Below are 12,466 nucleotides of genomic sequence, written 5' to 3' on the forward strand. Positions count from 1 at the left end.
CTAAGTATAGCTACTTACATTCAATTTGGACTTTTAAGCCACTTTCCCACTGAACGGCTCCTGTAAAGCTACCCTTGCCGTTTGCTAAACACCAAACTGCTGCTCCTAGAACAACTGTTGCCCCCAATCCAAGAAGGACAGCAATAAATACTAAGAACCAAGCTTGGTCCATAATAGCAGGTTCCATAGTGGAATAGTCAACTTGCGGCGCTGCATAAGTCATACTTTTCACCTCCCAGCTTATGATGATCGTATCATAGGCGTCACACTCCAAACATCAACAGAAGATCCCATTTTTGACCGAACATATTTTCGTATAAAATGTGACTTTTTAATCAATTATTCATTTTCAACTGGATGAATTCTTCCTTTTTCACTAGTTTTCACCACAACATAAGGACCACAAAACCCATATATTGGCAATTGAACCATCTTTTTTCTGCCTTTTTTCAAATAGTTCATTTATATCATCTCGTTTATTTATTCTTTCATTTTTTTGAGATAGAAAGAATTCCTCCGATATATCAGATATAAAAGTCCTAAATATATGTCGTTAACATCTCAATTATGACATATTCACTGATAATTCCGACAAAAGAGTGAGCCCATTTTCCTTCTTCTCTTGTCTCTTAAAATATGTATATACAAGAAAGCCTGTTGGGAAAAAAGCCCTTGCCTTCTTCCACAGCATATATCCTTTTACTCGCTTCTCTTTCTATAAATAAAAACAAAGCAGCCCGATAAGTGTGGCTGCTTTGCTTTTTTTATGAGGAACTTGCAGCAGAGGCTGTATCAGGAAAGTAATTGTTCCCAATAATTTCACCAGCAGGCACATGTGGTCCTGCGTCATCACTTCTTTTAAATGGGAGAAGCGGGAAAACAAGTTCTGCCAAATAATAAGCTTCTTCTAAATGCGGATAACCAGAAAAAATAAATGTATCAATACCTATAGACTGATATTCTCTTATTCGTTCTGCTACTGTATGCGGGTCACCGACGAGGGCTGTTCCTGCCCCGCCTCGAACTAAACCAATTCCTGCCCAAAGATTCGGACTAATTTCAAGTTTCTCTTTGTTCCCTTGATGTAATTCAACCATTCGTTTTTGCCCTACTGAATCCATCCCTTGTAAAGTCTTTTGCGCCTCATCAATAGTTTCTTGATCTAAATGACGAATCAGATGTTCCGCTGCTTGCCAAGCCTCATCTTCCGTTTCTCTCACAATGACATGAAGTCGAATACCAAATCTCACCGTTCTTCCTTCCTTTTCAGCCTGTTTTTTCACTTGTGCGATTTTCTCTTTTACTTGTGCAGGCGGCTCGCCCCAAGTTAAATAAACATCTGTATGTTTTGCAGCGGCTTGAATGCCTGCTTCTGATGATCCTCCAAAAAAAACGGGTGGATGTGGTGTTTGAGCTGGTGGAAATAACAGCCGTCCATTTTGTGTTTGCATATGCTTCCCTTGAAACTGAACATTCTCTCCTTTCAATAACCTCTTCCATATGGTCAAAAATTCTTCTGTTGCCTCATAACGTTCATCATGAGAAACGAATAGCCCGTCTCCTTCAAGTTCTTCTTTACTTCCTCCCGCTACAACATTGATCAGCAGTCTCCCGCCTGAAAGCCGATCAAATGTGGAGGTCATTCTAGCAGCAACAGATGGCTGCATCAACCCTGGCCGAAGAGCCACAAGAAACTTTAAATGGGTTGTTTCTGCAGCTAAAGCGGCCGCTGTCAGCCATGGATCTTCACAAGATCTACCAGTAGGCAGCAAGACCCCTGTGTACCCAAGCTGATCGGCAGCTTGAGCAATTTGTTTAAAATACGGATAGTCTGCCTGTCTTGCCCCTTTCGATGATCCTAAATAACGCCCATCCCCATGCGTTGGAATAAACCATAGAATATTCATCATATCGCCTCCTGTTATTTTTCACCTTGATAACTTGTGCGCCATTTGAGCAGTCGCTTTTCTAACAGCCGTACAAATGAATCAGTCATCTTACCAACTACCGCAAAGATGATAATCCCTACAAACACTTTATCCGTTTGCGAGAATTGTCTTGCATCCATAATCATGTAGCCAACTCCACTACTCGACCCCATCAATTCAGCCACCACTAAACCAAGCCAGGCAATGCCTAATGAAAGCCTCACGCCCAGAAGAATATGAGGAAGGGCAGCAGGTAAAATGAGCTTTGTGATATTTTGATACAGATTAAACTCTAAAGCGCGAGCCACATCGAAAAGTTTGTTATCTACACTGCGAATTCCTAGAAAAGTATTGATATAGATCGGAAAAAAAGCCCCAAGTGCAATCAATAAAATTTTCGCTGATTCATCAAAACCAAACCAAAGAATAAATAAAGGAGTCACCGCTAAATGAGGAACTGTTCTCAGCATTTGCAAGGTCGGATCTACATACTGCTCGGTTTTCCTAGAAAAACCGACACACAGACCCATCGCAAGTCCTAAACCTCCCCCAAGTAAAAACCCGCATATTGCTCTGTAGAGACTGATGTAAAGATGGCCAAACAGCTCACCGGAACGAATCAACTCACGAAAAGATGCCGCAATGACAGTGGGTGCAGGTAGTACAGTAGAAGAAACGATTTGGGAAGCAGCAGCTCCCTGCCAAATCGCAATGAGTAAAGCAGGTAATACAAGTCCTTTTAACATGATGAAGGATGAAGCTTTTCTCCTTTTTTTCTTCATTCGCTCAGTTTTAGTCACAAGGGCTGGGTTAGATGCAGCTTTCATCAACTCTTCTCCTCTTTCAGCATTTTTTCAATAAACGAATTATCTACCACCTGATTGACATCAATCTTCCGCTGAATCGCCTTTGTTTGATATTGAAAATCAGCTGTATGCTGCTGGGCGTTTATGATCTTCTTAGAAATGGGCTCATTGAGCGGCTCTGTATTGTTTAATACTTGTGTCACCACCTTCTGATCTAATTGTTTCAAACGAGCATAAAGTGTAATGGCTTCCTGTTGATGGTCTTTCTGCCATTTCACCGCTTTGTCATATACTTTTAAAAATTGCACCACTAGTTCAGGGTACTCATCGGCAAACTTGGTTCTGACAAGTGTGAATCCAGGTGAATATAAATCGGTCGCTTCTCCATTAACCAGTAGCTTTGCTCCCTTTTCTATCGTTTCAAGTGATAAGAACGGCTCCCAGATCGACCAAGCATCAACTGATCCATTTTCAAACGCAGATATTGCCTCATCCGGCTGAAGCTGAATGATCTGAACATCCTTTGCAGATAAACCAGCCTGATCTAATACTTTGTATAAAAAGTCAAAACCACTGCTTCCTTTGGCAACGGCAATTTTTTTCCCTTTTAAATCTTCTACTTTTTGAATCTCACTGTTCTTATTCACTAAAATCCCATTCGCCTTTAACCCATCCTGAGATAAACCAATTTCCTTAAAATCAATACCTGCTGCCTGACCAGCTATAACAGGTGAATTACCAACCTGTGAAAAATCTAATTGATTGGCGGCGAGTCCTTCGAATTGGGGAGGACCACTTTGGAACTCCACCCACTTGACTTTCACACCTTCTTTTTCAAATGATTGCTCAAACCACCCTTTTTCCTTTGCTAAAAGAAGTGGGCTTAGACTTTGCTGAATCCCAATCCGAATCTCTTTCGCCTTGTCTTCTGATCCATTCGCTGCTTGACCACACCCAGCTAATACAAGGAGGATACCCAGAAAGAGAACGATCCTTTTTTGCCTTTTCATTCAATTTGACCTCCTTAAATTCCTGAGCCTTTCGTCAGTAACAGCTCATCTGTTTTCTCAAATTCTGAAAGCACCTTTTGTCTTAAGCTCTGAAAAGCTGTTGACGTTCTATTCCGCGGGAATGGTAAGTTCACAGGAAGGATTTTATGAATTCGGCCGGGTCTTGCTTGTAACAGCACAATTTCATTGGCTAAATAAATGGATTCGTCAATATCATGAGTGACAAGCACCATCGTTGTTCTTTTCTCCTGCCAAATATCCAGCAGTACATCCTGTAAGTGTTTCCGTGTAAATGCATCTAGCGCACCAAAAGGTTCATCAAGCAATAAAATCTCCGGATCACGCAGAAGTGCTCTTGCAATAGCAACACGTTGTGACATCCCGCCTGAAAGCTCATGTGGATAGGCGTGTTCAAAACCTTTTAACCGAACAATTTCAATTAATTCATCCACTTTGCGGCGAACAGCCACCTGTTTTAAATTGAAATTGGCAGCGATATTTTCTTCGACCGTCAGCCATGGAAACAAGCGATGCTCTTGAAAGATAAAGCCCTGTTTCATTCCTGGTTCTACCACACGCCTTTCTCCTATCACGATCTGCCCATCATAATCTGTATCAAGGCCTCCAATCATCTTCAGCAATGTACTTTTCCCGCAACCGCTCGGACCAATCACCGTCACGAATTCACCAGGAACGATGGTGAGCCTTACGTTTTCAAGTACTTGAATGGTTTGTTTGTCTTTCCAAAAAGACTTATCCACAATATCAATGGAAATAGTCAATGCAAGTTCACTCCTCTTGTCATCAGATAGATACACAGAAAGGCCCTTATCCCAAAAGAGAGATAAGAGCCTTCGTTTTGTCCGATCAGCTTTTCATATTGAGTTGTTAGCACCATCCTAAATCATATTATTCCTATAAATCAACTATATTTTATAAAATGGTTATTTCGACCTTGTATGTTTTTCATCAATACGATCGTAAATGGCTTCTATTCGTTCTTGATTGCTGTAAATCTCATATTTGTTACGCTCAATCAAAATGTCTAATGTGATATCCATATGTTTTCTGTATTTTTTTCGTTTTTTCTTTTTCTCCATCTTCAACTTCCCTCCTGATTAAAATAAAAAAAGGCCCTTCACTCATGTCTGAGTGAACGAGCCTTCGGTTGACCGATCAGCGATTCTTGTTGGTATTTTCAGTATGCTTATGTTAATACATACTATTCCGACATGTCAACTATATTTATTGTTTTTTCAGATTTATCTAAAAAATGATTGACCGTGCACTAAACAAGATTTATAGTCTTATTAAATATTTCTTATTAAAGTAGTTGGTTTTATCTAACAAAAGGAGGATACACACATGTCAGAAGAACTTCAATTTCGTTTAGAAACAAAAGCAATACACGCAGGTCAAGAACTGGATTCAGCCACCTATTCAAGAGCTGTACCTATTTACCAAACAAGCTCTTTCGGTTTTAGAGATAGTGAGCATGCGGCGAATTTATTTGGACTTCAGGAACCCGGTAATATTTATTCACGTATTATGAACCCGACAAATGATGTGTTTGAAAAACGGATCGCTGAGCTTGAAGGTGGAATTGGTGCACTTGCTGTCTCCTCAGGACAAGCAGCGACCACTTACTCCATTTTAAACATTGCAGGAGCTGGTGACGAAATCGTATCCTCCAGCAGTCTGTATGGCGGCACATATAATTTATTTGCTCATACATTAAAAAAGCTCGGAATTACAGTGAAATTTGTGGATTCCTCAAACCTTGAAGAACTTGAAGCAGCCATTACAGATAAAACAAAAGCCGTGTATGCAGAGAGCATCGGAAATCCAAAAGGCGACATTTTACATATTGAAGCCGTATCAGCCATTGCACACAAGCACCATATCCCTCTAATTGTGGATAACACACTTGCCAGCCCTTATTTGTTAAGACCGATTGAATTTGGCGCAGACATTGTCGTCCATTCAGCGACGAAATTCATCGGCGGCCATGGCACATCCATTGGCGGAGTCATCGTCGACAGCGGCAAGTTTCCTTGGAGTGATAGTGATAAGTTCAAAGGACTGACGGAACCAGACCCTAGCTATCATGGTCTGACGTATACAGAAGCGATTGGTGAAGCGGCTTATATCACAAAAGCACGTGTACAGCTCTTACGTGATCTAGGGGCGGCTTTATCACCATTCAACTCATTTTTACTCTTGCAAGGCTTAGAAACATTGCATCTTCGCCTTGAACGCCACAGTGAAAATGCATTGAAGACAGCACAATTTTTACAAGATCATCCTCTTGTAGAATGGGTCAGCTATCCAGGTCTTGAAGGCCATGAATCCTTTGAGCTGGCTCAAACTTATTTACCAAAAGGACAAGGCGCCATCCTCACATTCGGCATTAAAGGTGGCAAAGACGCAGGAAAAAAACTCATTGATTCGGTTCAGCTTTTCTCACATCTTGCAAACGTAGGCGACTCTAAGTCACTCATCATCCACCCTGCCAGCACAACGCATCAGCAATTAAGTGAAGCAGAGCAAAAAGCCACAGGGGTGACACCAGAACTTATTCGTTTATCTGTTGGAACAGAAGCGATTGAAGATATTCTGGCAGATCTAGAACAGGCGATTTCAAAAAGCCAGTCTTAACCAAACAAAAAAAGCACACGCCTGTGTGCTTTTTCTTATTGATTAGTGATTGATTAATCGAATATCTTGGAAGGGATAAAACACGAATGATGTTGTCCCTTGAATATCACTCTTTGTAAAAAGACCTAAACCGTTGCGACTGTCCATTGAGTTTTGGCGGTTGTCACCCATGACAAAGTACTTTCCTTTAGGGACTGTAAGAGGACCAAAATCAGGTGTCAGCAAGGTGCCATCTGCGGCAGCTTTCTTTTTGTTTGATGCTAAATAAGGCTCCGCCACTTTTTGACCGTTCACATATAGCTGGTCATTTTTCATTTCGATTTTATCACCAGGTAAACCAATCAATCGTTTCACATAGTGAGTACTGCGGTCTTCCCCATCAAGAACAATGATCTGTCCGCGTTTATAATCGCCGAAGTAATCCACTGTTTTATTCACAAACACCCGCTCTGTATTATGCAGTGTCGGTTCCATAGAAGTCCCCTTTACAATATACGGTGCGAATAAAAAGTTACGAATGATAAAAACAGCAATAAATGCGATTAAGATGGCTTTGATCCAGCCCCATAATTCTGATTTCTTTTTTTGTGTTTTTGTATTTGTTGTCATAAGCTCCTCCTGAAATCCCCTAGGACAAAATGAGTTATCGCCAGCTGACCGCTAGCGCCACGCTTGTTTCTCCCTAAATATAAACATATTTTGCCAACAAATCAAGCTGTAAGAGAGAAAAAGGCAAGCACCTTTCTGTGCTTGCCCAAAACTCAGTTAGTTAGCAGAAGAATCCGCTTCTGTCTCTTTGTTTGTTTTACCATAGAAATAATCAGATGGATTCACTGGTTTAAAATCAGATAGCTTATGGAATCGAAGAAGATCCCTGTACAGCACTTTATCTGAAAGGCTTAACTGATTATCAACACGGGCTTTAATCGCTTCTGTCTTTTTGTTTTGTTTCACAACTTTACCCGTTTTTGTATCGTAGACGGTATTATCTACAAGGGTATATTTTGGTGTCACATAGTTTCCGTTACGGAATGCAACAGTTTGATCATGCTTTTTAGAAAATAGATCTGTCCCAAAATTCACAAACTCGTTTGAATCAATACCCTGCAAATGAAGAAGCGTCGGCATCACGTCTACTTCACCGCCATACGTATGATTCACGCCGCCTTGTTTACCAGGGATCCGAATCATGAGCGGTACACGCTGATTTTGTGCATTTTGATATGGCGTAATTTCTTTCCCTTGAATCTCACTCATTGCACGGTTATGGTTTTCAGAAATACCGTTATGGTCACCATATAATAGAATCACTGAGTCTTTATACAGACCTGATTTTTTCAAGTCCTTAAAGAATTGTTCTAATGACTCATCCAAGTATCTCGCTGTTTGGAAATAATTATCCACTGTTTTATCGCCAGTTGTTGCCTTAGCGATTGTCGCATCTTTCTCATCTAAATTAAATGGATAATGGTTGGTCAATGTCATTAAGTGTGCATAAAATGGCTTTTTCATTGATTCTAACATTGGGATTGATTCTTTAAAGAACGGTTTATCCTTCAGACCCATGTTTACAAGGTTTTCTTCATCCATGTTGTAATAAGATGCATCGAAGAATTGATCAATTCCCATATGTTTATAAATCGTATCACGGTTCCAGAAAGATTTATAATCCCCGTGAAGCACTGCACTCGTATAGCCTGCTTTTTGATCTAAGATGGCAGGAAGTGATTGGAAAGTATTTTCACCTTTTGTCACAAACGCTGCACCCTCTGGCAAGCCAAACATACTATTATCCATCATGAGCTCAGCATCAGAAGTCTTCCCTTGACCAGTCTGGTGGAAGAAGTTATCAAAATACGTAAAATCTTCTTTTCCATGAGCTAGTTTGTTTAAAAACGGCGTCACTTCTTCTCCATTTAACTTGTAGTCAATTAAAAATGACTGGAAGCTTTCTAAATGGATTTTGATGATGTTTTTCCCTTTTGCTTGACCAAAGTATTCTGCATTTGGTTTCGCATAGTGAGAGGTCGTATAGTTCACGACATCCGTTAAATCATCACTACTCGCATTTGCTACCTGCGTTGCATTTTGTGCGGTTTGCACGCCGTCATAAATCGCATAGTTATAAACACCTAAATATTTCACAATATACTTATGATCAAATGTTCTCGTCAATAATTCTGGACGATCTTTTTCAGCTAAGTGTAGGTTAACGAAGAACAGTCCAACACCTGCAGCCACAATCAGCAGTGCGAAAGTTTTTTTCATTTGGAACTTCTTCACTTCTGGTCTCCAAATGACAATGGCAATTAAAATGATGATATCAAGGAAGTACAAAAGGTCATGCGGCTTAATACTTGCTAACACACCGCCAGTCATACCTCCCCCAAGATTACCGGCTTGTTTCATTGTGGGGAATGTTAAAAAATCATCAAAGAAACGATAGTACGCTACATTCGCATATAAAAGTGCGGTCATAATAAAATCAATGACAATTAAAACAATGGCCGATTTACGCCCCTTCAAAAAGAGAGCAAGTCCTAAAAACACGATGGCTGAACTGAATGGATTTAATAAGAGAAGACCCTCTTGAAAAGATCCCTTCACTCCTAAATTAAAGTCCATTTTGTAGGCTGTGTACGATTTTGCCCAAAATAGAAGAACAGCCAAAACAAAAAAGCTATATTTGTTCGCAAATATTTTTTTCATAAAACCTCTTCTTTCTTATTTTCGATCTGATATAAATGAAATCATAAAAAATTTACATTGATTTTGCAAATGTAAATCTTCTGCACCAAGCATTCCGATGCTCTTTTCTCCGCAGGTTACATGTGCTCCTTTAATATAACGAATAAGAAGCATCATAAGTTTCAAAAAAAATACGAGTAAATAAAAGGAAAAATATCCATTTACATTAAATTTACTGCCGCTTCATGTTTCAGAGAATGATGAAGGTTTTGTAAATCACTCAGTACTACTTTACTTTTTTCATCTAATCGTGTCAAAGTAATTATAAAGAAAAGGAAGAATCACCTAGGCTTTTCGACTCACTTAGCCAAATTTATACAAAATCCGAACCAATTTGCTTTTTTATTGTGACTCAACCTCCAGCAATCCATGTATCCTCTCTGCTACCACAAACCTAAAAAACAGTTTTAAGCAAAAAAAGCTTGATTTCCCCTGCCAATGTACGGTGTGATAAAGGTATAGCTCCATCAAATAAATCAAGCTGGGGGACATTCTATGAAATCAAACAAACAAGTCAACATATTTGAACAAAGATTCTCAGAAGAAGTGATAGACATCATGGCTGTTACAGGACCTTCTGGAGTCGGCGCAGGAAAAGCGGGAAAAGAAACTCTTTGGACTGCTTCAATCCCACTCATTGCATGGAAGGAAAAAGACCGCATCGTAACCGAAAAAGTAAGACTGTGCTGGTTAACAGATGAAAAGGGATTACGGGAAAAACAAGCGCAATTACATAAAGAATCTATCGTCACACTTCAAGTACGTAAAGGTGAAGGTGAATTCATGCTCGTTTCACTTGTTGATACAGATACTGAAGATAAGGAACTTCAAGAAATATTAGAAGAAGCTCAACAACCTATCTTTTACCACGATGACAAGCTGGGTACCTTTGAATTAGTGAAAGGACTAGACTTATTTGAAACAACCATCCAGTGGGGCAATGAGGAGTGCCTTCTTTACTTCAATCTTGAAGAAGAGGAAGAAATGAATGACTCTCTGAAAACGGCTAGACAACTCGTAGAAGAGCAGACGACATGGGATGCCTCCATGAAGTCATATGCAGCAAATCAGCTGATTGAACTAGCAAAAGATTGGCAGGAACAAGACGACTCCGCTGAAAATTCAGAAGAGATCACACCGGATCAATTTATCAGCCGCATCTCTCTTGAAAGCCTCCATGCTTATCCAAATGGAGAATTCGAAGCCTACTATCATGACGGAGATTTATTTTGGGGACATGTCATCATTGTCTCTGGCAATATGAATGGAACGTTCCAAGATGCACACATTGCTGGCTAAAGAATGGAGGATAGATAAATGAAGATCAAAGCTTTTGACGAATTAAATCAACTAGGAAAAACACCTATTTTAGCCAAAATAGGCGGGTTTCGCCCTGATCCATCTAAGTACAGCTGGTTTGCTGGTCATTTTTTCATCCAACGTGATAAAGGGTGGCCGGCAGATCAAGATGGAGCTATGATTCCCATTTTACAAATGTATTTACCCGAAGTACCAGGGGGAATGAACGGCTTTGATGAATGTAAGTTGATTCAAATTTTCATCAACAAGAAAACCCTTCCGATCGATATCGCCAAAAACGGTGAGGGCTGGAAACTCATTGAATATTCATCAATGGAAGGATTAGAAATCGCTGAGACCCCTGAAGACGTGAAAGGAATGAAACCTTTCCAGATAGAGTGGCTCGAAGGTGAACAACCGGATTATCCATGTTGGGAAGAAGCTTGGTCATACGTTGACTTATCAGAGGTTAATGAAAGTGAAAAAGCGACAGATCATTTCTTCGAGCATTACTCAAACTACTCGTTCACAAAAATCGGTGGATACGGAGCTTACATCCAATCTCCTCCCCACCAGATGTCAGGAGAATTCATGCTGCAAATCGCCTCTGAAGAAAAACCTCGGTTCATGATTGGTGATAACGGCACGATGTATTTCTATTACGACAAAGACAATAAAGAATGGTTCATGCACTGGGATTGTTTTTAAAACCAATTGAAAGGAACCATTCCCCTTTCTAAACGTAATAAACGATATGAAGGGGGCCAGTGATATGGGATTCATTTTAGACATCTTCAATCTTGCTCTGTATATCCCTTTTCTACAGGTAGATGAAGAAGATATATCACGGAATGCAACACAGCTAAAAAAATACAGCTGGTTTCAAGCGTTATTAAATGATCAAACGAGCAGAGAGCTGATCATTTATGATCAAGGAGTCCGCCGTGTAATTGGTCAATTTAAGACGAGTAAACTCCATAAGAAGCCATACAACATCAGATGCGAACGAAAGGTACAACAAGCCATACACCGTGCCATGTCAAAACACGGAAAGATCCGCACTTAGCTGTGGCTCTTTCCGTACAAATGTAATAAATCCTTTTGAAGAAAACAATTGACGCTCGGACAACTCTCCCCGTATATTATGTATAAATCCATCTTTTTATAGAAAAGGGGGCCTCACATGCGCTTGTTTAAGAACTGGAGAAAAAAGCAGCACAAACAGCCGATTACTTCAGAAACGCAAGAAGACAGCATCCCAATTAATTTTTCCACCCTTCCCTTTGGCACAGACACCATAGATGATTTTTTGTTCAACTTAGACCTAACCTCCAAACTCATAGATCCATACAAAGAAGCAGACACGAACAAATAGAACCTAAACTTTCGTGAACCCTCATCCAATATTGGATGATTTTTTTATACTTAGAGGAAGGTGTACCCCCTATGAAGACATATTATTTCGTCAGACACTGTCAAGCAGATGGACAATCCGAGGATGCGTCTTTAACGCCTCAAGGCATCACACAATCGCATGAACTCGCACAGCTTTTTTCCGGCATTCAGCTCAATCAGATCATCTCAAGTCCTTATAAACGAGCGATCCAAACCGCTGAGCCCCTTGCTCATGTCAAACAGATCAAGGTACAAATTGACAAGCGTCTCTCTGAACGTAGGTTAAGCAGTCAACCAATGGAAGATTGGTATGAAAAACTAAAGCTCAGTTTTTCGGACTTGCATATGACCTGTGAAGGCGGAGAATCGAGCCAAGAAGCGATGAATCGTATTGTAGAGGCACTCTATGAACAAATAAAATTAGGAAGAGATCATACTTTATTCGCCACTCATGGCAATATTATGAGCCTGCTTCTAAAACACGCCGATTCTGCAATTGGATTCAAGGAGTGGGAACAACTAAGCAATCCAGATGTCTACATCCTGAAATATTTTAAACCAGGCCATGTAGAAATAGAAAGAATATGGCATAAATAAAAAAGGCAGGGTTGACCCCAGCCTT

The 12,466-nt window shown here is 40.1% G+C and carries 14 protein-coding genes; 6 read left to right on the plus strand and 8 right to left on the minus strand.

All coding sequences use genetic code 11. The annotated features are described in order from the left end of the window. Positions 1–10: 10 nt before the first annotated feature. From LCD32_RS01565 to LCD32_RS01590, 6 genes are all read right to left on the minus strand, one after another. Entirely contained in the window at positions 11–223 is a 213-nt protein-coding gene (locus LCD32_RS01565; RefSeq protein WP_008358673.1) for a hypothetical protein, read from the minus strand. A gap of 541 nt (positions 224–764) precedes the next feature. Next, positions 765–1,907, minus strand: coding sequence for an FMNH2-dependent alkanesulfonate monooxygenase (ssuD, locus tag LCD32_RS01570; protein ID WP_224562604.1), 1,143 nt, complete (start codon positions 1,905–1,907; stop codon positions 765–767). 14 nt (positions 1,908–1,921) lie between these two features. Continuing rightward, the gene (locus tag LCD32_RS01575) at positions 1,922–2,710 is read right to left on the minus strand and encodes an ABC transporter permease (protein ID WP_224562995.1); all 789 of its coding nucleotides are present in this window, start codon (positions 2,708–2,710) and stop codon (positions 1,922–1,924) included. Between the two features lie 44 nt (positions 2,711–2,754). Next, entirely contained in the window at positions 2,755–3,744 is a 990-nt protein-coding gene (locus tag LCD32_RS01580) for an aliphatic sulfonate ABC transporter substrate-binding protein (protein WP_060780909.1), read from the minus strand. Positions 3,745–3,758: 14 nt separating this feature from the next. Further along, positions 3,759–4,526, minus strand: coding sequence for an ABC transporter ATP-binding protein (locus LCD32_RS01585; RefSeq protein ID WP_060781625.1), 768 nt, complete (start codon positions 4,524–4,526; stop codon positions 3,759–3,761). A 162-nt stretch (positions 4,527–4,688) separates the two neighbouring features. Further along, complete coding sequence (locus LCD32_RS01590) at positions 4,689–4,844, minus strand: FbpB family small basic protein (protein ID WP_008349111.1); 156 nt, start codon at positions 4,842–4,844, stop codon at positions 4,689–4,691. Positions 4,845–5,109: 265 nt separating this feature from the next. On the opposite strand from LCD32_RS01590, the gene LCD32_RS01595 reads away from it, so the two are divergent. Beyond that, positions 5,110–6,402 (plus strand): homocysteine synthase, encoded by a 1,293-nt coding sequence (locus LCD32_RS01595; RefSeq protein WP_008349114.1) that lies wholly within the window; start codon positions 5,110–5,112, stop codon positions 6,400–6,402. Between the two features lie 42 nt (positions 6,403–6,444). Here LCD32_RS01595 and lepB read toward each other — a convergent pair whose 3' ends face one another. Then, positions 6,445–7,011: a signal peptidase I gene (gene lepB / locus LCD32_RS01600; protein WP_017360387.1), complete on the minus strand. Its 567-nt coding sequence runs from the start codon at positions 7,009–7,011 to the stop codon at positions 6,445–6,447. A 156-nt stretch (positions 7,012–7,167) separates the two neighbouring features. Next, positions 7,168–9,111 (minus strand): LTA synthase family protein, encoded by a 1,944-nt coding sequence (locus LCD32_RS01605; RefSeq protein ID WP_017360388.1) that lies wholly within the window; start codon positions 9,109–9,111, stop codon positions 7,168–7,170. A gap of 534 nt (positions 9,112–9,645) precedes the next feature. Between LCD32_RS01605 and LCD32_RS01610 the strand changes: the two genes are divergently transcribed. From LCD32_RS01610 to LCD32_RS01630, 5 genes are all read left to right on the plus strand, one after another. Further along, positions 9,646–10,449 carry a DUF2262 domain-containing protein gene (locus LCD32_RS01610; protein WP_060780908.1) on the plus strand — a complete coding sequence of 268 codons (804 nt, stop codon included), beginning with the start codon at positions 9,646–9,648 and terminating at the stop codon, positions 10,447–10,449. Between the two features lie 18 nt (positions 10,450–10,467). Further along, complete coding sequence (locus tag LCD32_RS01615) at positions 10,468–11,157, plus strand: DUF1963 domain-containing protein (protein WP_058213950.1); 690 nt, start codon at positions 10,468–10,470, stop codon at positions 11,155–11,157. A 64-nt stretch (positions 11,158–11,221) separates the two neighbouring features. Beyond that, positions 11,222–11,515, plus strand: coding sequence for a hypothetical protein (locus LCD32_RS01620; RefSeq protein ID WP_017360391.1), 294 nt, complete (start codon positions 11,222–11,224; stop codon positions 11,513–11,515). A 117-nt stretch (positions 11,516–11,632) separates the two neighbouring features. Then, complete coding sequence (locus LCD32_RS01625) at positions 11,633–11,824, plus strand: hypothetical protein (RefSeq protein WP_017360392.1); 192 nt, start codon at positions 11,633–11,635, stop codon at positions 11,822–11,824. 71 nt (positions 11,825–11,895) lie between these two features. Further along, complete coding sequence (locus LCD32_RS01630) at positions 11,896–12,441, plus strand: histidine phosphatase family protein (protein ID WP_017360393.1); 546 nt, start codon at positions 11,896–11,898, stop codon at positions 12,439–12,441. Positions 12,442–12,466: the final 25 nt, after the last annotated feature.

The sequence above is a fragment of the Bacillus sp. RSS_NA_20 genome, assembly GCF_020165915.1.
Taxonomy (GTDB): domain Bacteria; phylum Bacillota; class Bacilli; order Bacillales; family Bacillaceae; genus Bacillus; species Bacillus altitudinis.